The sequence below is a fragment of the Streptomyces graminilatus genome (assembly GCF_001418565.1).
Lineage (GTDB): Bacteria > Actinomycetota > Actinomycetes > Streptomycetales > Streptomycetaceae > Streptomyces > Streptomyces graminilatus.
This window is the reverse complement of the sequence record NZ_LIQQ01000133.1, coordinates 11,915-30,841: the sequence shown is the minus strand read 5'-3', so window position 1 is coordinate 30,841 and position 18,927 is coordinate 11,915. Positions and strand designations below refer to the sequence as shown.

Below are 18,927 nucleotides of genomic sequence, written 5' to 3'. Positions count from 1 at the left end.
GCGTTGTGCAACCCTTTTTCCGTAATGACCGTCTGACTGGTTGGTTACGACGGTTACGAAGGTTACGAAGGAAATCAGGACTCGCCCTGAAAGTAGGGGGTAACCGACCGGACGACACCGAAGGAAGCACATGTCCGCCGAGAAGAAGCCGCTCGATCCGGCCTGGCCGGCGAGGCGGGGCAGCCGCCGCAAACCCCGCGGCAAGCACTCCAGGGCGCTGCTGGTCTCCGCCTGGGTCGCCGCCGCCATCGTCGTGCTCGGCGGCAGCGGCCTCGGCTACGTGTACTTCAAGCTCAACGGCAACATCAAGAGCATCGACATCAACCGGGCCCTGGGCACCGACCGCCCGACCGATGTCGACAACGGCTCCGAGGACATCCTCGTCCTGGGCTCCGACACCCGCTCCGGCGCCAACAGGAAGCTCGGCGGCGGCGCGGACGACGGCAGCGCCCGCGCGGACACCGCGATGATCGTCCACGTGTACGAGGGTCACAAGAAGGCCAGTGTCGTCTCCATCCCCCGGGACACCCTCGTCGACCGCCCCCGGTGCACCGACGCCAAGGGCGTCACGCACGACGCGGCGTCCGGCGTGATGTTCAACTCCGCGTACTCCACGGGGGGCGCCGCCTGCGCGGTGAAGACCGTCGAGTCGCTCACCGGGATCCGGATGGACCACTACGTCGAGGTCGACTTCACCGGCTTCCAGAAGCTCGTGGACGAGCTGGGCGGGGTCGGGATCACCACGACGAAGGACATCAGGGACACCGACAGCCACCTGAACCTGAAGGCCGGCACGCACCGGCTGAACGGCAGGCAGGCCCTCGGCCTGGTCCGCACCCGACACGGCGTCGGCGACGGCTCCGACCTGGGCCGCATCCAGCTCCAGCAGGCGTTCATCAAGGCCCTGGTCGACCAGATCAAGCACGTAGGGGTCCTCACCAACCCCAAGAAGCTCTTCGACCTGGCCGACACCGCCACCAAGGCCGTCACCACCGACTCCGACCTCGGCTCGGTCCGCTCCCTGGCATCCTTCGCGACGGGCCTGAAGAGCATCAGCTCGTCCCACATGACCATGGTCACCATGCCGGTCGAGTACGACCCGGCCAACCGCAACAGGGTGATAGTGGACACGGCCAAGTCCAAACTGGTCTGGACGGCCCTGAAGGCCGACCGCCCCATCCCCGCAGCGGCGACCAGGGGCACGGCAAAGGGCGACGCGGCGGGCGTGGTGAGCTAGAGGCCTGGAAACAGGGGGCGCAGCCCCCGTTTCCAGGGGCGCGGGGAACTGCGCGACAAGCCACAGCGGACCCGCACCCGCCCACGAACGCCGCTCACCACCCCCTGAAGCGCCCCCGGGGAATATCCAACCCCCACCCCCGGTTTTGGGGGATGCGCCCAGTCCTGGCAGACTGGTACGTCGGCCCCGGTTCACGCACCCGCACCCCGCGGCGGCGACCCGGAGCCCTCCCGAACCTAGGAGAACCCCTTGAAGCGCGAAGTCCACCCCGAGTACGTCGAGACGCAGGTCAGCTGCACCTGTGGCGCGTCGTTCACCACCCGCAGCACGATCACGAGCGGCACCATCCGCGCCGAGGTCTGCTCCGAGTGCCACCCGTTCTACACGGGCAAGCAGAAGATCCTCGACACCGGTGGCCGCGTGGCCCGCTTCGAGGCCCGCTTCGGCAAGGCCGCTGCCGGCTCCAAGAAGTAGCGAGGTACCAGCGCCGGTCCACGGTCGCCCTCCGGGGCGTACCTGGACCGGCGTTTTTGGTCGCCCGCCTTCCCCACGCACCACACGTTTTCAGGAGCCCCCATGTTCGAGGCCGTCGAGGATCTGCTCACCGAGCACGCCGACCTGGAGAAGAAGCTCGCCGACCCGTCGGTCCACGCCGACCAGGCCAACGCGCGCAAGCTCAACAAGCGCTACGCCGAGCTGACCCCGATCGTCGGGACGTACCGCTCCTGGAAGCAGACCGGGGACGACATCGGCACGGCGAAGGAGTTCGCCGCCGACGACCCCGACTTCGCCGCCGAGGTCAAGGAACTGGAGAAGCTGCGCGAGGAGCTGACCGACAAGCTGCGCCTGCTGCTCGTTCCGCGTGACCCCAACGACGACAAGGACGTCATCCTGGAGGTCAAGGCCGGCGCCGGCGGCGACGAGTCCGCCCTGTTCGCCGGGGACCTCCTTCGGATGTATCTCCGGTACGCCGAGCGCGTCGGCTGGAAGACCGAGATCATCGACGCCACCGAGTCCGAGCTGGGCGGCTACAAGGACGTCCAGGTCGCCGTGAAGACCAAGGGCGGCCAGGGTGCCACCGAGCCCGGCCAGGGCGTCTGGGCCCGCCTGAAGTACGAGGGCGGGGTGCACCGCGTGCAGCGGGTGCCCGCGACCGAGTCCCAGGGCCGTATCCACACCTCCGCCGCCGGCGTCCTCGTGACCCCGGAAGCGGAAGAGGTCGACGTCGAGATCAATCCGAACGACCTCCGCATCGACGTGTACCGCTCCTCCGGTCCCGGCGGCCAGTCCGTCAACACGACCGACTCGGCGGTGCGCATCACGCACGTGCCCACCGGAGTCGTCGCCTCCTGCCAGAACGAGAAGAGCCAGCTCCAGAACAAGGAGCAGGCGATGCGTATCCTGCGCTCCAGGCTCCTCGCGGCAGCAGTGGAGGCAGCGGAGCAGGAAGCCGCCGACGCCCGCCGCAGCCAGGTCCGCACCGTCGACCGCTCCGAGAAGATCCGTACGTACAACTTCCCGGAGAATCGCCTCTCGGACCACCGCGTCGGCTTCAAGGCGTACAACCTCGACCAGGTGCTGGACGGCGACCTCGACGCCGTCATCCAGGCCTGTGTCGACGCGGACTCCGCAGCGAAGCTCGCGGCGGCGTAAGCCTCGTACGAGCCCCGTACGAGTGACGAGTACCGGAGGACCAGCGTGCAGCAGAACATTGGGGGACGGCCCCCGAGCCCCCGCAGCTTGCTGCTCGCGGAGGTGGCCCAGGCCACCCAGCGGCTGGCCGCCGCGGGCGTGCCCTCGCCGCGCAACGACGCGGAGGAGCTCGCCGCGTTCGTGCACGGTGTGAAGCGGGGCACGCTGCACACCGTCAAGGACGTGGACTTCGACGCCCGCTACTGGGAGGTCATCGCCCGCCGCGAGGCCCGCGAGCCGCTCCAGCACATCACCGGGCGCGCCTTCTTCCGGTACCTGGAACTCCAGGTCGGGCCGGGCGTGTTCGTACCGCGCCCGGAGACCGAGTCGGTCGTCGGCTGGGCCATAGACGCCGTGCGCGCGATGGACGTCGTCGAGCCGCTGATCGTCGACCTGTGCACCGGCTCCGGCGCCATCGCGCTCGCGCTCGCCCAGGAGGTCCCGCGCTCCAGGGTGCACGCCGTGGAGCTGTCCGAGGACGCCCTGGCGTGGACCCGCAAGAACATGGAGGGGTCCAGGGTCGACCTGCGGCAGGGCAACGCCCTCGACGCCTTCCGGGATCTCGACGGCCAGGTCGACCTGGTCATCTCCAACCCGCCGTACATCCCGCTCACCGAGTGGGAGTACGTCGCCCCGGAGGCCCGGGACCACGACCCCGAACTCGCCCTGTTCTCCGGCGAGGACGGCCTCGACCTCATCCGGGGCCTGGAACGCACCGCGCACCGGTTGCTGCGTCCCGGCGGCGTCGTCGTCGTCGAACACGCGGACACCCAGGGCGGCCAGGTGCCGTGGATCTTCACCGAGGAGCGGGGCTGGGCCGACGCGGCCGACCACCCGGACCTCAACAACCGCCCGCGCTTCGCGACCGCCCGCCGGGCCACACCGTGAACGTCACCCGCACTTCCTACCCCCAGCAGTACGTGTACGAGGAGGCCCGCTAAATGGCTCGGCGATACGACACCAACGACGCCACCGACCGCACGACCGGTCTGCGCGAGGCCGCGTCCGCCGTCCGCCGCGGCGAGCTGGTGGTCCTCCCGACCGACACGGTCTACGGCATCGGCGCCGACGCGTTCTCCGCCGAGGCCGTCAACGACCTGCTGGAGGCCAAGGGCCGTGGCCGTGGCATGCCCACGCCCGTCCTGATCGGTTCCCCGAACACCCTGCACGGCCTCGTCACGGACTTCTCCGAGATGGCCTGGGAACTCGTCGACGCCTTCTGGCCGGGCGCCCTCACGCTCGTCGCCAAGCACCAGCCGTCCCTCCAGTGGGACCTGGGGGACACCCGTGGCACGGTCGCCGTACGCATGCCGCTGCACCCGGTCGCCATCGAGCTGCTGACCGAGGTCGGCCCCATGGCGGTCTCCTCCGCCAACCTGACCGGCCACCCGGCGCCGGAGAACTGTGACGCCGCCCAGGAGATGCTCGGCGACTCCGTCTCCGTCTACCTGGACGGCGGCCCCACGCCCGGAATCGTCCCGTCGTCGATCGTCGACGTCACGGGCAAGGTGCCGGTCCTGCTGCGCGCGGGCGCGCTGTCGGCCGATGAGCTGCGCAAGGTGGTCCCCGACCTCGAGGTGGCGAATTGACAGCCCCTGACGCGGGGCGTGGCATAGGCACGCGTACGGGGGTCACGGGGGCTCAGCACTGGAACGGGGCCTCGCGGGACGCCTTTCGCATCCTCTATGTCAGCACCGGCAACGTCTGCCGCTCACCGATCACCGAGCGGCTGACCCGGCATGCCCTCGCGGACCGGCTCGGCGACCCGCTGTGGGGCGGCCTCATCGTGGAGAGCGCCGGTACGTGGGGCCACGAGGGCGCACCCATGGAGGCCAACGCGGAGGCGGTCCTCGCCGAGTTCGGCGCCGACCCCTCCGGCTTCACGGGCCGCGAGCTGCTCGACGAGCACGTGATCCGCGCCGACCTGGTGCTGACGGCCACGCGTGACCACCGCGCGCAGGTCGTCTCCATGGGGCACTCGGCGGGACTGCGCACCTTCACGCTGAAGGAGTTCACCCGCCTGGTGAAGGCGATAGACCCGGCGACCCTGCCCCCGCTCGACGACGGCATGATCGAACGGGCGCGCGCCCTGGTCCGCGCCGCGGCGGCTCTACGCGGGTGGCTCCTGGCGCCCACGGCCGAGGCGGACGAGGTGTACGACCCGTACGGGGCCCCTTTGACGTTCTTCCGGTCCATCGGGGACGAGATACAGCAGGCGCTGGATCCGGTGGTCACGGCGTTGACCGGGGTCGCCGCGAAGGCCTGAGCGCCCACGGTCCTGCCTGTGTCTGTCGTCGTGCGGCTGCGGGTGCGTTGTGGCTGGTCGCGCCCACGCGGCGGAGCCGCATATCTACACAGCCCCGCGCCCCTTCAGGGCGCGACAGCCGAGGTTGGTCGTAAGGTTCCCCGCGCCCCTTCACGGCGCGGCGCCTACATTGGACGTACGTCATCGTCGACGTCCGGAGTCAGCCATGTCGGTCAGCCATGCCCTTGAGAGCGACGTCGCCGACGGTGTTGACATGCTGCGCCGGCAGGACCCCGAGCTTGCCGAGGTGCTGCTCGGGGAAGCCCAGCGGCAGGCGACCACGCTTCAGCTCATCGCCGCCGAGAACTTCACCTCTCCCGCCGTGCTGGCCGCGCTCGGCTCGCCGCTCGCCAACAAGTACGCCGAGGGATATCCCGGCGCCCGGTACCACGGCGGCTGCGAGATCGTCGACGTCGCCGAGCGTCTCGCCGTCGAACGGGCCAGGGCGCTCTTCGGCGCCGAACACGCCAACGTCCAGTCCCACTCCGGGTCTTCGGCCGTACTGGCCGCCTACGCCGCCCTGCTGCGCCCCGGTGACACCGTCCTCGCCCTCGGCCTGGCCCACGGCGGCCATCTCACCCACGGGTCGTCCGCCAACTTCTCCGGGCGCTGGTTCGAGTTCGTCCCCTACGGGGTGGACGCGGAGAGCGGCCTCATCGACTACGAGCAGGTGCGCGCCCTGGCCCGTACGCACCGCCCGAAGGCCATCGTCTGCGGGTCGATCGCGTACCCCCGGCACATCGACTACGCCCTCTTCCGCGAGATCGCCGACGAGACGGGCGCCTACCTCATCGCGGACGCGGCTCACCCCATCGGGCTCGTCGCCGGGGGAGCGGCGCCCAGTCCCGTGCCGTACGCCGACGTCGTCTGCGCGACCACCCACAAGGTGCTGCGCGGACCGCGCGGCGGGATGCTGCTGTGCGGCGCGGAGCTGGCGGAACGGGTCGACCGGGCGGTTTTCCCGTTCACTCAGGGGGGTGCCCAGATGCACACCATCGCCGCCAAGGCGGTCGCGTTCGGCGAGGCGGCGACCCCGGCCTTCACGGCGTACGCCCATCAGGTGGTCGCCAACGCGCGGGTGCTGGCGGCGGGGCTGGCCGCGGAGGGGTTCGCCGTCACCACGGGCGGCACCGACACCCACCTGATCACGGCCGATCCGGCACCGCTCGGAGTGGACGGACGTACCGCACGGGGGCTGTTTTCAGCCGCCGGAGTGGTCCTGGACTGCTGTCCGCTGCCCCACGGGGAGGCGCGCGGGCTGCGGCTCGGGACGGCGGCGCCGACCACGCAGGGGATGGGCGAGCCCGAGATGGCGCGTATCGCGGTGCTGCTGGCGGGTGTGCTGCGTGGGGCTGTCGGGAGTGCTGGGGCACGTGAAGAAGTGCGGGAGCTGGCCGGTAGATTTCCGCCGTATCCCGGCCGATGAGGGGTAGTCGTCAACTCGCGCACAGGCGCACGTGCAACCATCGTCACTACCCGGAAGTCCCTATCCCTATGCGTCCCTCGCTAGGGTGTGGGGCCTGGATGGCCAGCGAGACCTGTGGGGAAGCCTGTGCGTGAATACCTGCTGACGCTCTGCATCACGGCCGCGGTGACGTATCTGCTGACCGGGCCGGTACGGAAGTTCGCGATCGTGGCCGGAGCGATGCCGGAGATCCGGGCCCGTGACGTGCACCGGGAACCCACTCCGCGGCTCGGCGGGATCGCGATGTTCTTCGGCCTGTGCGCCGGACTCCTGGTCGCCGACCACCTCACCAACCTGCACGAGGTCTTCAAGAACTCGAACGAGCCGCGGGCGCTGCTCTCCGGTGCCGCGCTCATCTGGCTGATCGGCGTCCTGGACGACAAGTTCGAGATCGACGCCCTGATCAAGCTGGGCGGCCAGATGATCGCCGCCGGCGTCATGGTCATGCAGGGGCTGACCATCCTGTGGCTGCCGATCCCGTCCGTGGGCAATGTCGCGCTGACGCAGTGGCAGGGCACCCTGCTGACGGTGGCGCTGGTCGTCATCACCATCAACGCGGTGAACTTCGTCGACGGTCTGGACGGCCTCGCGGCCGGCATGGTGTGCATCGCGTCGGCGGCGTTCTTCCTCTACGCCTACCGCGTCTGGGTCTCGTACGGCATCGAGGCCGCCGCCCCGGCCACCCTGTTCTCGGTGATCCTGATGGGCATGTGCCTCGGCTTCCTGCCGCACAACATGCATCCCGCGCGGATCTTCATGGGCGACTCCGGGTCGATGCTCATCGGGCTGGTGCTGGCGGCCGGCGCGATCTCCATCACCGGGCAGATCGACCCCGACGCGATGAACCTGTTCTCCGGGTCCGAGCGCGCCACCGTGCACCAGATGGTGCCGGTCTACATCCCGCTGCTGATGCCGCTCACCATCATCGCGATCCCGGCCGCCGACCTGGTGCTGGCCATCGTGCGGCGCACCTGGCGCGGACAGTCGCCGTTCGCGGCGGACCGGGGGCATCTGCACCACCGGCTGCTGGAGGTCGGGCACTCGCACAGCAGGGCCGTCCTGATCATGTACTTCTGGTCGGCGCTGATCGCCTTCGGCGCTCTGTCCTACTCGGTCAACAACGCGTCCATGTGGATCGTCCTGAGCGTGGTGGCGCTGAGCGCGATCGGGCTCGTACTCCTGCTGCTGCCGCGCTTCACACCGCGCACCCCGCGCTGGGCCGAGCGGTTCGTGCCGCCGCGCTACCGCCGCGGCCGGGTTTCGGCGGCGGAGGCGGGGGCGACGGCGCCCACCGCGTCGGCGCCGGCCATGGCCACCGAGGAGGGCACCCCCGAGGGCACCCCGGAGCACCGCGCGCCGGTGCGGGCCGGTGTCTCGGGAGTCAACGGGGCGACGGCGATCAGTCCCCGTTCGCGGCTTCTGGACCGGCGTAAGGCCGGGTCGTCGCGCTGACGCAAGGTAAGAATCTGACTAACGCTTTGCTTGAAATAGAGAGAGCGGGGAGGGGGCGAAGCACCCCAATATCAGACAAGTGGGCGCTGATCTTGCACAGAAGTGCAGGTTCACTCTCATGTGTGACAGCGAGCACACCTTCGAGGTAAAGACCTCATCAAATAGTTTGTGATACGGTTCACGAGAACCCCGGATGGAGCCGAAGGACCGTAGTGCGACGGTCGGTTGGCGTGAGTTTCACCGCTCGAACCGGGACTACGCTCGTCCATGACGACACCCCACTCCCCCCTGCGAAAGCGGAGTTGCCGCCATGCCGTCCAATGACGTCCGGATCCTGCTTCAGGCCGCTGTGCCCACAGCCGTCGTCGGCGCGCTTGCCGCCCTCGTCAGCGCTGTGGTCGCTGGTGCCGAAGGGGCGATCGGGGCCGTCGTCGCGACAGTGGTCGTGATTCTCTTCATGGGGATCGGGCTTTACGTTCTGCAGCGCACCGCCAAAACGCTTCCGCATCTGTTCCAGGCAATGGGCCTGATGCTGTACGCGGCGCAAATTCTTCTGCTGTTCATCTTTCTCGCGGCGTTCAAGAACACGACGCTGTTCAACCCCAGGGCTTTCGCGCTCACGTTGGTCGCAGGCACGCTCGCCTGGATCGCCGCGCAGGCGCGTGCCCACATGAAGTCGAAGATCCTCTACGTTGAACCCGACTCCACGACGGGCGACAAGCCCGAAAAGACGGGGCACTCGTCGTGAGAGGTAGGGCCGGGATAAGCGCGTGTGAGAGATCCTGCTATCGTCCGGTGCCAACTGCGGCATCGCGGGCGCGGGCATCTGAGCTGACGCCTGCTCAATCGCGAGGCTTGATGCCCCACAGCCGCCCCCACATCCGTAACACCAGTCCAGTGCCGAACCGCGGCCGCGTGCCGCGCCGACACAACGAGGTTGCCGTACCTATGCGCCACGCTGAAGGAGCCCGCGGTGAGTGCTGACCCGACGCAGGTGCTCGCCTTCGAGACCGATTGCCACCTCTTCGACGGTTGTGGCTTCCCGGCTCCGGGCCTGCATTCGTTCATGTTCGAGCCGCTCTGGGGCAACGCCGACGGCAACGGGCTCTACTTCAACAAGCCCATGCTGCTCGCCCTGCTCTCGTCCATCATCGTGGTGGGATTCTTCTGGGCGGCGTTCCGCAAGCCCAAGATGGTTCCCGGCAAACTGCAGATGGTCGCCGAGGCCGGTTATGACTTCGTCCGGCGCGGCATCGTCTACGAGACGATCGGAAAGAAGGAAGGCGACAAGTACGTACCGCTTGCCGTCTCGCTCTTCTTCTTCATCTGGATGATGAACCTCTGGTCGATCGTCCCGGTCGCCTCGTTCCCGGTGACCTCGATCATCGCCTACCCGGCGGTTCTCGCGGCCATTGTCTACATCACGTGGGTCTCGCTGACCTTCAAGCGGCACGGTTTCGTCGGCGCCTTCAAGAACTTCACGGGCTACGACAAGTCGCTGGGCGCGGTTCTCCCGCTGGCCATGACGATCGAGTTCTTCTCGAACCTGGTGGTCCGCCCGTTCACGCACGCCGTGCGACTGTTCGCGAACATGTTCGCCGGTCACACCCTGCTGCTGCTCTTCACGATCGCCAGCTGGTACATGCTGAACGGCATCGGCATCGCGTACTCGGGCGTCTCCTTCGTGATGGTCCTCGTGATGACCGCCTTCGAGCTCTTCGTCCAGGCCGTCCAGGCGTACGTCTTCGTCCTGCTGACGTGCACCTTCATCCAGGGCGCGCTCGCCGAGCACCACTGAGCTGCCCGCCCCATCAAGAGACATCCGGTGGCCAACCCCCACCGGATCACTGAAAGAGAAGGAAGAACCGGCATGTCCGCTCTCCAGACCCTTGCTGCGGTCTCTGGCAACCTCGGCTCCATCGGTTACGGCCTCGCCGCGATCGGCCCGGGCGTCGGCGTCGGCATCATCTTCGGTAACGGCACCCAGGCCCTGGCTCGTCAGCCCGAAGCGGCCGGCCTGATCCGCGCCAACCAGATCCTCGGCTTCGCGTTCTGTGAGGCGCTGGCCCTCATCGGCCTCGTCATGCCGTTCGTCTACTAAGACGAACCACGACGACAGCCCCATTCGACGAAAGGCACTGATGTGAACCACGCACTGGTTCAGCTTGCGGCCGAGGCGGAGAAGGAAAACCCTCTCATTCCGCCGTGGCCGGAGCTTGTCATCGGCCTGATCGCCTTCGTCATCGTCTTCGGCTTCCTCGCCAAGAAGCTCCTCCCGACCATCAACAAGGTTCTGGAAGAGCGGCGCGAGGCCATCGAGGGCGGTATCGAAAAGGCCGAGGCCGCTCAGACCGAGGCCCAGAGTGTCCTCGAACAGTACAAAGCTCAGCTCGCCGAAGCCCGGCACGAGGCCGCGCGGCTGCGCCAGGAGGCGCAGGAGCAGGGTGCCACGCTCATCGCCGAGATGCGCGCGGAAGGCCAGCGGCAGCGTGAGGAGATCGTCGCCGCCGGTCACGCCCAGCTCGACGCCGACCGCAAGGCCGCCTCGTCCGCGCTCCGCCAGGACGTCGGCAAGCTCGCGACCGAGCTGGCCGGCAAGCTGGTCGGCGAGTCCCTCGAGGACCACGCCCGGCAGAGCCGCGTGATCGACCGTTTCCTCGATGACCTTGAGGAGAAGGCCGAGGCGACTCGATGACCGTGCACGGAGCCAGTCGCGAGGCTGCCGCCGCCGCACGGGAGCGGCTCGACGCGCTGACGGACTCCACGTCCGCCGACGCGAAGAAGCTGTCCGAGGAGCTGGCTTCGGTCACCGCGCTGCTGCACCGCGAGGTGTCGCTGCGTCGGGTCCTCACCGACCCGGCGCAGCCCGGAGAGGCCAAGGCCGAGCTGGCCCAGCGCCTCTTCGGCGGTCAGGTCGGCGGTCCCACCACCGACCTGGTGGCCGGCATGGTGCGCTCCCGCTGGTCGCGTTCGCGCGACCTGGTGGACGCGCTGGAGGAGCTGGCGGACCTCGCCGACCTCACCGCCGCCCAGCAGGCGGGCGCGCTCGACAACGTCGAGGACGAACTGTTCCGGTTCGGCCGGATCGTCGCCTCGAACACCGAGCTGCGCGCCGCGCTGACCGACCGTGCCGCGACCACCGGAGCCAAGAGCGAGCTGCTGCACAGCCTGCTCGGGAGCCGGGCCGCGGCCACCACCGAGCGTCTGGTGACGCGCCTGGTCACCGCGCCGCGGGGACGTAGCCTGGAGGCGGGACTCGAATCCCTGTCCAAGCTCGCCGCCGAGCGCCGGGACCGCATGGTCGCCGTCGTCACCTCGGCGGTTCCGCTGAGCGACCCGCAGAAGCAGCGCCTCGGCGCCGCCCTCGCGAAGCTCTACGGCCGCCAGATGCACCTGAACCTGGACGTGGACCCCGAGGTCCTCGGCGGGATCCGGGTGCTGGTCGGCGACGAGGTCATCAACGGCAGCATCGCGGACCGCATCGAGGACGCCGGCCGCCGTATGGCGGGCTAGTCCGCCCGGCAGTCACACAGCACGCAGCAACTCAACACTCGTAGTACGTACTTGACTGCGGCCCTGGTTGGGCCGTGCAGAGGATTCACCTCTTATTGGGGGGAGTCCCCATCCCCCCAAGTGAAACTTCGGGCCCAACAAGGAGAGCAGGGAACCCAGATGGCGGAGCTCACGATCCGGCCGGAGGAGATCCGGGACGCGCTGGAGAACTTTGTCCAGTCGTACAAGCCGGACGCGGCCTCGCGCGAGGAGGTCGGTACGGTCACCCTTGCCGGCGACGGCATCGCGAAGGTCGAGGGCCTCCCCTCGGCCATGGCCAACGAACTGCTGAAGTTCGAGGACGGCACCCTCGGACTCGCGCTCAACCTCGAAGAGCGCGAGATCGGTACCGTCATCCTCGGCGAGTTCAGCGGCATCGAAGAGGGCCAGCCGGTCACCCGTACCGGCGAGGTCCTGTCCGTGGCCGTCGGTGAGGGCTACCTCGGCCGCGTCGTCGACCCGCTCGGCAACCCGATCGACGGCCTCGGCGAGATCGAGACCAGCGGTCGTCGCGCCCTGGAGCTGCAGGCTCCGGGCGTCATGGCGCGCAAGTCGGTGCACGAGCCGATGGAGACGGGCTACAAGGCCGTCGACGCGATGACCCCGATCGGCCGTGGCCAGCGTCAGCTGATCATCGGCGACCGTCAGACCGGCAAGACCGCGCTGGCCGTCGACACGATCATCAACCAGCGCGACAACTGGCGCAGCGGTGACGTCAACAAGCAGGTTCGCTGCGTGTACGTCGCCATCGGTCAGAAGGGTTCGACCATCGCCTCCGTGCGTGGCGCCCTCGAAGAGGCCGGCGCGCTGGAGTACACGACCATCGTCGCCGCCCCGGCGTCCGACCCGGCCGGCTTCAAGTACCTCGCCCCGTACACCGGTTCGGCCATCGGCCAGCAGTGGATGTACGAGGGCAAGCACGTCCTCATCATCTTCGACGACCTCTCGAAGCAGGCCGACGCCTACCGCGCCGTGTCCCTGCTGCTGCGCCGCCCGCCGGGCCGCGAGGCCTACCCGGGTGACGTCTTCTACCTGCACTCCCGTCTGCTGGAGCGCTGCGCGAAGCTCTCCGACGAGCTGGGCAAGGGCTCGATGACCGGTCTGCCGATCGTCGAGACGAAGGCCAACGACGTCTCGGCGTTCATCCCGACCAACGTCATCTCCATCACCGACGGCCAGTGCTTCCTGGAGTCGGACCTGTTCAACGCCGGTCAGCGCCCCGCGCTGAACGTCGGTATCTCCGTCTCCCGAGTCGGTGGTTCCGCGCAGCACAAGGCGATGCGCCAGGTGTCCGGCCGACTGCGTCTCGACCTCGCCCAGTACCGCGAGCTGGAGGCGTTCGCCGCCTTCGGTTCCGACCTGGACGCCGCGTCGAAGTCGCAGCTGGAGCGTGGTATGCGACTGGTCGAGCTGCTCAAGCAGGCTCAGTACCAGCCGATGGCCACCGAGGACCAGGTCGTCTCCATCTGGGCCGGTACCACCGGCAAGATGGACGAGGTACCGGTGGGCGACATCCGCCGCTTCGAGAAGGAGCTCCTCGAGTACCTGCACCGCAAGGAGCAGGGCCTCATGACCTCCATCAAGGAGGGCGCCAAGATGTCTGACGACACGATCACAGCCATCGGCGACGCCGTCGCGGAGTTCAAGAAGCAGTTCGAGACCTCGGACGGCAAGCTTCTCGGCGAAGACGCCCCCGCCGCCGCGGGCAAGTGACGACGGAAGGGACCTGACTCATGGGAGCCCAGCTCCGGGTCTACAAGCGTCGCATCAAATCCGTCACCGCGACCAAGAAGATCACCAAGGCGATGGAGATGATCGCCGCCTCGCGCGTCGTCAAGGCGCAGCGCAAGGTGGCGGCCTCCGCGCCGTACGCGACCGAGCTCACCCGCGCGGTCACGGCGGTCGGCACGGGCTCGAACACCAGGCACCCGCTGACCACCGAGGCCGAGACGCCGATCCGTTCCGCGGTCCTGCTCCTCACGAGCGACCGCGGTCTGGCCGGCGCCTTCAACTCCAACGCGATCAAGGCCGCCGAGCAGCTGACGGCGCGCCTTGAGGCGGAGGGCAAGGAGGTCGACACGTACATCGTCGGCCGCCGCGGTCTCGCCCACTACAACTTCCGCGAGCGCAAGGTCGTGGAGTCGTGGTCGGGCTTCACCGACGAGCCCACGTACGCGGACGCCAAGAAGGTCGCGGCTCCGCTCATCGAGGCCATCGAGAAGGAGACGGCGGACGGCGGCGTGGACGAACTCCACATCGTCTACACCGAGTTCGTCTCGATGATGACGCAGAACGCGGTCGACGGCCGTCTGCTGCCGCTCCGCCTCGACGAGGTGGCCGCGGAGTCGACGGGGAAGGGCGAGATCCTTCCGCTGTACGACTTCGAGCCGTCGGCCGAGGACGTCCTCGACGCCCTGCTGCCGCGGTACGTCGAGAGCCGTATCTACAACGCGATGCTCCAGTCGGCCGCTTCCAAGCACGCCGCCACGCGCCGCGCGATGAAGTCGGCCACCGACAACGCGGGAGAGCTCATCACCACTCTCTCCCGACTTGCCAACGCGGCCCGCCAGGCCGAAATCACCCAGGAAATCAGCGAGATCGTCGGTGGCTCCGCAGCCCTGGCCGACGCGACCGCGGGGAGTGACAGGTAATGACGACGACAGTTGAGACGGCCGCTGCCACGGGCCGCGTCGCCCGGGTCATCGGCCCGGTCGTCGACGTGGAATTCCCCGTCGACGCCATGCCGGAGATCTACAACGCCCTTCACGTCGAGGTGGCCGACCCGGCCCTCGCCGGCGAGAAGAAGACGCTGACCCTGGAGGTCGCCCAGCACCTGGGTGACGGCCTGGTCCGCACCATCTCCATGCAGCCCACCGACGGTCTGGTCCGCCAGGCCGTGGTCACCGACACCGGCACGGGCATCTCCGTCCCCGTCGGCGACTTCACCAAGGGCAAGGTGTTCAACACCCTCGGTGAGGTGCTGAACTCCGACGAGAAGTACTCGGGCGAGCGCTGGAGCATCCACCGCAAGGCCCCGCGCTTCGACGAGCTCGAGTCGAAGACCGAGATGTTCGAGACCGGCGTCAAGGTCATCGACCTTCTCACCCCGTACGTCAAGGGTGGAAAGATCGGCCTGTTCGGCGGTGCCGGTGTCGGCAAGACGGTGCTCATCCAGGAGATGATCTACCGCGTCGCCAACAACCACGACGGTGTCTCCGTGTTCGCCGGTGTCGGTGAGCGCACCCGTGAGGGCAACGACCTCATCGAGGAGATGTCCGACTCGGGCGTCATCGACAAGACCGCGCTGGTCTTCGGCCAGATGGACGAGCCCCCGGGCACCCGTCTGCGCGTGGCCCTGGCCGGTCTGACCATGGCGGAGTACTTCCGCGATGTGCAGAAGCAGGACGTGCTGTTCTTCATCGACAACATCTTCCGCTTCACGCAGGCCGGTTCCGAGGTCTCGACCCTGCTCGGCCGTATGCCCTCCGCGGTGGGTTACCAGCCGAACCTGGCCGACGAGATGGGTCTCCTCCAGGAGCGCATCACCTCGACCCGTGGTCACTCGATCACCTCGATGCAGGCGATCTACGTCCCCGCGGACGACCTGACCGACCCGGCCCCGGCCACCACGTTCGCCCACCTCGACGCGACGACGGTTCTCTCCCGTCCGATCTCCGAGAAGGGCATCTACCCGGCCGTGGACCCGCTGGACTCCACGTCCCGCATCCTGGACCCCCGCTACATCGCGGCGGACCACTACGCGACGGCGATGCGCGTCAAGACGGTCCTGCAGAAGTACAAGGACCTTCAGGACATCATCGCGATCCTCGGTATCGACGAGCTGGGCGAGGAGGACAAGCTCGTCGTCCACCGTGCCCGTCGTGTGGAGCGCTTCCTGTCCCAGAACACGCACGTCGCCAAGCAGTTCACCGGCGTCGACGGTTCGGACGTGCCGCTGGACGAGTCGATCACCGCGTTCAACGCGATCATCGACGGCGACTACGACCACTTCCCGGAGCAGGCGTTCTTCCTCTGCGGTGGCATTGAGGACCTCAAGGCCAACGCCAAGGAGCTGGGCGTCTCCTGACCCCCGCGCCTTTGGGAGAGGGGCAGGGGAGCACCCTTCACGGGGTGCGTCCTGCCCCTCTCCGCACTACCACTGCTGCACCGCCTGGGGGATAACCCCCAGACCCCCGGCCGAAAGCCTGGGGGAGGCCCCGACACTTCGGTGCTCGGAGCCCTACTAGACTTATACGCAACACCCGGTGATCCAGCCGGGTGGTGACCCGAGGAGCCAACCTTGGCTGCTGCTGAGCTGCACGTCGAGCTGGTCGCTGCCGACCGTCAGGTCTGGTCCGGCGAGGCCACCCTGGTCGTCGCGCGCACCACGTCCGGCGACATCGGCGTCATGCCCGGTCACCAGCCGCTGCTGGGTGTGCTGGAGTCGGGCCCGGTGACCATCCGTACGAGTGATGGTGGAACGGTCGTCGCCGCGGCGCACGGCGGTTTCATCTCGTTCGCGGACAACAAGCTGTCGCTGCTGGCGGAGATCGCCGAGCTGGCGGACGAGATCGACGTCCAGCGCGTCGAGCGTGAGCTCGAACGCGCGAAGGCGGAGGGCGATGCCTCCGCCGAGCGTCGTGCGGATGTCCGTCTGCGGGCCGTGGCGGCGCGCTGAATCCAGCGCCCAGTGTGATGCTTTGCCTCAGCCGCGGCTGGGACCGGTTACCTCCGGTCCTGGCCGCGGCTGAGGCGAATCCGGACGTTTTTTCTTTTCCGTTACCTAGGAGACGAGGAGGTCGGTGTCGATGTTCCTCGCTCTGACTGTGTGCGGCTTGGTAGTGGTGATCGTGGCGGTGGGCCTGTTCGTCTTCGGCCTGCGCCGCAGACTCATCCAGCGCTCCGGCGGTACGTTCGACTGCAGCCTGCGCTGGGACGCGCCCGAGAAACCCGACCCCAGCGGCAAGGGCTGGGGCTACGGCGTCGCCCGCTACAACGGCGACCGCATCGAGTGGTACCGCGTCTTCTCGTACTCCCCCCGGCCGCGCCGCGTCCTGGAACGCTCCGCGATCGAGGTGTCCGGCCGCCGCGCCCCCGACGGAGAGGAGGAGCTGGCCCTCCTCTCGGACGCGGTGGTGCTGGCCTGCGTCCACCGGGGGACGAGACTGGAGCTGGCGATGAGCGACGACGCGCTGACCGGTTTCCTCGCCTGGCTGGAGGCGGCGCCTCCCGGGCAACAGGTGAACGTGGCCTGACCAGGGCTTACGAGGGCGGTGCGCCTACGCCAGGCCCCCGCTGATCGCGCTCACCAGCTCCCCGTTGCTCGTGTCGCCGCTGAACTCCCAGAAGAACGCGCCGCCCAGGGACTGGTTCTTCGCCCAGGTCATCTTCCCGGCGATCGTCGCGGGAGTGTCGTACGACCACCAGTTGTTGCCGCAGTACGCGTACGCGGTCCCGGCGATCGTGCCGGTGGCCGGGCAGGACGTCCTGAGGACCTTGTAGTCCTCGATGCCCGCCTCGTACGTGCCCGGAGCCGCGCCGGTCGCCGTGCCTCCGGGGGCGGACCGGGTGACGCCGGTCCAGCCGCGGCCGTAGAAGCCGATGCCGAGCAGCAGCTTCGCCGCCGGGACGCCCTTCGCCCGCAGCTTGGCGATGGCGTCCGCCGAGTTGAAGCCGGCGGCCGGGATACCGGCGTACGAGGTGAGCGGTGAGTGCGGGGCGGTCGGGCCGTCCGCGTCGAAGGCGCCGAAGTAGTCGTACGTCATCACGTTGAACCAGTCCGCGTAGGCGGAGGCGCCGCCGTAGTCGGCCGCGTCGAGCTTGCCGCCGGAGGAGCCGTCGGCGGTGATGGCCGCGGTGACCAGGTAGTTCGCCCCGAACGCCGAACGCAGCGCCGACAGCAGGTTCTTGAAGGACGCGGCACCTGACGTGTCACAGGTCAGGCCGCACGCGTTCGGGTACTCCCAGTCGATGTCGATGCCGTCGAAGACGTCCGCCCAGCGCGGGTCCTCGACGACCGCCTTGCAGGAGGCGGCGAAGGCGGCCGGGTTGGCGGCGGCCTGGGCGAAGCCGCCGGAGTAGGTCCAGCCGCCGAAGGAGTAAAGCACCTTGATGTGGGGGTACTTGGCCTTCAGCTCGCGCAGTTGGTTGAAGTTGCCGCGCAGCGGCTGGTCCCAGGTGTCGGCCGTGCCGGACACCGACTGGTCGGCGGTATAGGCCTTGTCGTAGGCGGCGTAGGTGTCGTCGACGACGCACTTGCCGTCCTTGACGTTGCCGAACGCGTAGTTGATGTGCGTGATCTTCGACGCCGAGCCCGAGGTCACCAGGTTCTTGACGTGGTAGTTGCGGCCGTAGACGCCCCACTCGGTGAAGTAGCCGAGCTTGACCTTGTTGCCGGTGGGCGGATCCGTGGGGCCGCCGGTGGTGCGCACGGCGACCGCGCCGCTGACCGGACCGGTCTGGTCGGCGGTGTCCCTGGCCCGGACGGTGTACGAGTAGTCCGTACCGGCGGTCAGACCCGTGTCCGTGTACGAGGTGGCCGTCACCGTCGCGACCTTGGTGCCGCCGCGCAGGACGTCGTAGTTCTTGATGCCCTTGTCGTCGGTGGCCGCGCCCCAACCGAGCCTCACCGAGGTGTTGGTGACGTCGGAGGCGGTGGGAGTGCCGGGCGCCGAGGGGGCGTTGTCGCCCGGGAGTGAACCACCGTCACAACTGGCGCCGTTCAGCTTGCAGTTGGCGGGGGAGCCGGAGCCGACGCCGTTGAAGCCGAAGGAGACGGTGGCACCGGGGGCGAGGGTGCCGTTCCAGGACTTGTTCCTGGCCGTCCAGTGCGTGGCGCTGGAGGTCACATCCGCGTCCCAGGCCGAGGTGACGGACGTACCCGAGGGGAAGTCCCACTCGACCGTCCATGAACTGATCGACGTGGTACCGGTGTTGGTGACCGTCCACTTGCCCTCGAAGCCGGTGCCCCAGTCCTGGGTCCTGGCGTAGGTCGCGGTGGCCGACGTTGCCGCGTGTGCCGGGGTCGAGAGGCCGACCAGGGCCGCGAGGGGGAGGATCAGGGCCGTCAGGCCCGCCGCACATCTGTGTCCGATACGTCCGAAGCGCATGACGTGCCTCCTTGGAGGTGTCAGGGCGGGGTGCGACTGAGCCTTCGCACCCACAGTTCCGCGAGAATAGGAAGGTCTGGACCAACGGTCAATAGGTCTGGACCACTTCGCGAGG

General features: G+C 68.5%; 19 protein-coding genes. 18 read left to right on the top strand and 1 reads right to left on the bottom strand.

Annotation, left to right across the window (positions count from 1 at the left end; translation table 11 throughout):
- The first annotated feature begins 130 nt into the window (after window positions 1-130).
- The 18 genes from AOK08_RS12960 (at window position 131) to AOK08_RS12875 (ending at window position 16,958) form a co-directional block, all read left to right on the top strand.
- A complete protein-coding gene (locus AOK08_RS12960; RefSeq protein WP_055525668.1) occupies window positions 131-1,237 on the top strand; it encodes an LCP family protein in 1,107 nt (368 codons plus the stop codon).
- Between the two features lie 249 nt (window positions 1,238-1,486).
- The gene (gene rpmE / locus AOK08_RS12955; RefSeq protein ID WP_055525667.1) at window positions 1,487-1,711 is read left to right on the top strand and encodes a 50S ribosomal protein L31; all 225 of its coding nucleotides are present in this window, start codon (window positions 1,487-1,489) and stop codon (window positions 1,709-1,711) included.
- 102 nt (window positions 1,712-1,813) lie between these two features.
- Window positions 1,814-2,890, top strand: coding sequence for a peptide chain release factor 1 (prfA, locus tag AOK08_RS12950; protein WP_055525666.1), 1,077 nt, complete (start codon window positions 1,814-1,816; stop codon window positions 2,888-2,890).
- A gap of 87 nt (window positions 2,891-2,977) precedes the next feature.
- Window positions 2,978-3,817, top strand: a complete 840-nt coding sequence (gene prmC / locus AOK08_RS12945; RefSeq protein ID WP_055525665.1) for a peptide chain release factor N(5)-glutamine methyltransferase — start codon at window positions 2,978-2,980, stop codon at window positions 3,815-3,817.
- Window positions 3,818-3,870: 53 nt separating this feature from the next.
- The gene (locus tag AOK08_RS12940; protein WP_055525664.1) at window positions 3,871-4,518 is read left to right on the top strand and encodes an L-threonylcarbamoyladenylate synthase; all 648 of its coding nucleotides are present in this window, start codon (window positions 3,871-3,873) and stop codon (window positions 4,516-4,518) included.
- Window positions 4,515-5,195, top strand: coding sequence for an arsenate reductase/protein-tyrosine-phosphatase family protein (locus tag AOK08_RS12935; RefSeq protein ID WP_055525663.1), 681 nt, complete (start codon window positions 4,515-4,517; stop codon window positions 5,193-5,195). The genes AOK08_RS12940 and AOK08_RS12935 overlap by 4 nt, the downstream gene beginning before the upstream one ends.
- A 205-nt stretch (window positions 5,196-5,400) precedes the next feature.
- Complete coding sequence (locus AOK08_RS12930; RefSeq protein ID WP_055525662.1) at window positions 5,401-6,660, top strand: serine hydroxymethyltransferase; 1,260 nt, start codon at window positions 5,401-5,403, stop codon at window positions 6,658-6,660.
- A gap of 126 nt (window positions 6,661-6,786) precedes the next feature.
- Window positions 6,787-8,151 carry an MraY family glycosyltransferase gene (locus AOK08_RS12925; RefSeq protein WP_055525661.1) on the top strand — a complete coding sequence of 455 codons (1,365 nt, stop codon included), beginning with the start codon at window positions 6,787-6,789 and terminating at the stop codon, window positions 8,149-8,151.
- Window positions 8,152-8,461: 310 nt separating this feature from the next.
- Window positions 8,462-8,899: a Cg1360 family ATP-synthase-associated protein gene (locus tag AOK08_RS12920; protein WP_055525660.1), complete on the top strand. Its 438-nt coding sequence runs from the start codon at window positions 8,462-8,464 to the stop codon at window positions 8,897-8,899.
- A 210-nt stretch (window positions 8,900-9,109) separates the two neighbouring features.
- A complete protein-coding gene (gene atpB, locus AOK08_RS12915) occupies window positions 9,110-9,949 on the top strand; it encodes a F0F1 ATP synthase subunit A (protein WP_055525678.1) in 840 nt (279 codons plus the stop codon).
- A 72-nt stretch (window positions 9,950-10,021) separates the two neighbouring features.
- The gene (gene atpE / locus AOK08_RS12910) at window positions 10,022-10,252 is read left to right on the top strand and encodes an ATP synthase F0 subunit C (protein WP_055525659.1); all 231 of its coding nucleotides are present in this window, start codon (window positions 10,022-10,024) and stop codon (window positions 10,250-10,252) included.
- Window positions 10,253-10,294: 42 nt separating this feature from the next.
- Window positions 10,295-10,846 carry a F0F1 ATP synthase subunit B gene (locus AOK08_RS12905; RefSeq protein ID WP_198539255.1) on the top strand — a complete coding sequence of 184 codons (552 nt, stop codon included), beginning with the start codon at window positions 10,295-10,297 and terminating at the stop codon, window positions 10,844-10,846.
- Window positions 10,847-10,848: 2 nt separating this feature from the next.
- Window positions 10,849-11,664, top strand: coding sequence for a F0F1 ATP synthase subunit delta (locus AOK08_RS12900; RefSeq protein ID WP_055525676.1), 816 nt, complete (start codon window positions 10,849-10,851; stop codon window positions 11,662-11,664).
- Window positions 11,665-11,823: 159 nt separating this feature from the next.
- Window positions 11,824-13,416, top strand: coding sequence for a F0F1 ATP synthase subunit alpha (gene atpA / locus AOK08_RS12895; RefSeq protein ID WP_055525658.1), 1,593 nt, complete (start codon window positions 11,824-11,826; stop codon window positions 13,414-13,416).
- Between the two features lie 20 nt (window positions 13,417-13,436).
- Window positions 13,437-14,354 carry a F0F1 ATP synthase subunit gamma gene (locus AOK08_RS12890; protein WP_055525657.1) on the top strand — a complete coding sequence of 306 codons (918 nt, stop codon included), beginning with the start codon at window positions 13,437-13,439 and terminating at the stop codon, window positions 14,352-14,354.
- Window positions 14,354-15,790 (top strand): F0F1 ATP synthase subunit beta, encoded by a 1,437-nt coding sequence (gene atpD, locus AOK08_RS12885; RefSeq protein ID WP_055525656.1) that lies wholly within the window; start codon window positions 14,354-14,356, stop codon window positions 15,788-15,790. The genes AOK08_RS12890 and atpD overlap by 1 nt, the downstream gene beginning before the upstream one ends.
- A gap of 213 nt (window positions 15,791-16,003) precedes the next feature.
- Window positions 16,004-16,381, top strand: a complete 378-nt coding sequence (locus tag AOK08_RS12880; protein WP_055525655.1) for a F0F1 ATP synthase subunit epsilon — start codon at window positions 16,004-16,006, stop codon at window positions 16,379-16,381.
- Between the two features lie 130 nt (window positions 16,382-16,511).
- Window positions 16,512-16,958 (top strand): DUF2550 domain-containing protein, encoded by a 447-nt coding sequence (locus AOK08_RS12875; protein ID WP_055525654.1) that lies wholly within the window; start codon window positions 16,512-16,514, stop codon window positions 16,956-16,958.
- Window positions 16,959-16,982: 24 nt separating this feature from the next.
- Here the strand turns inward: AOK08_RS12875 and AOK08_RS12870 are convergent, their stop codons facing one another.
- The gene (locus AOK08_RS12870) at window positions 16,983-18,812 is read right to left on the bottom strand and encodes a glycoside hydrolase family 18 chitinase (RefSeq protein ID WP_055525653.1); all 1,830 of its coding nucleotides are present in this window, start codon (window positions 18,810-18,812) and stop codon (window positions 16,983-16,985) included.
- Window positions 18,813-18,927: the final 115 nt, after the last annotated feature.

Bases quoted from the DNA above. Each gene is read 5' to 3' on its own strand.
- AOK08_RS12960 (WP_055525668.1), top strand. From the start codon at position 131: ATGTCCGCCGAGAAGAAGCCGCTCGATCCGGCCTGGCCGGCGAGGCGG.
- prfA (WP_055525666.1), top strand. From the start codon at position 1,814: ATGTTCGAGGCCGTCGAGGATCTGCTCACCGAGCACGCCGACCTGGAG.
- AOK08_RS12940 (WP_055525664.1), top strand. From the start codon at position 3,871: ATGGCTCGGCGATACGACACCAACGACGCCACCGACCGCACGACCGGT.
- AOK08_RS12930 (WP_055525662.1), top strand. From the start codon at position 5,401: ATGTCGGTCAGCCATGCCCTTGAGAGCGACGTCGCCGACGGTGTTGAC.
- AOK08_RS12920 (WP_055525660.1), top strand. From the start codon at position 8,462: ATGCCGTCCAATGACGTCCGGATCCTGCTTCAGGCCGCTGTGCCCACA.
- atpE (WP_055525659.1), top strand. From the start codon at position 10,022: ATGTCCGCTCTCCAGACCCTTGCTGCGGTCTCTGGCAACCTCGGCTCC.
- atpA (WP_055525658.1), top strand. From the start codon at position 11,824: ATGGCGGAGCTCACGATCCGGCCGGAGGAGATCCGGGACGCGCTGGAG.
- AOK08_RS12890 (WP_055525657.1), top strand. From the start codon at position 13,437: ATGGGAGCCCAGCTCCGGGTCTACAAGCGTCGCATCAAATCCGTCACC.
- atpD (WP_055525656.1), top strand. From the start codon at position 14,354: ATGACGACGACAGTTGAGACGGCCGCTGCCACGGGCCGCGTCGCCCGG.
- AOK08_RS12875 (WP_055525654.1), top strand. From the start codon at position 16,512: ATGTTCCTCGCTCTGACTGTGTGCGGCTTGGTAGTGGTGATCGTGGCG.
- AOK08_RS12870 (WP_055525653.1), bottom strand. From the start codon at position 18,812: ATGCGCTTCGGACGTATCGGACACAGATGTGCGGCGGGCCTGACGGCC.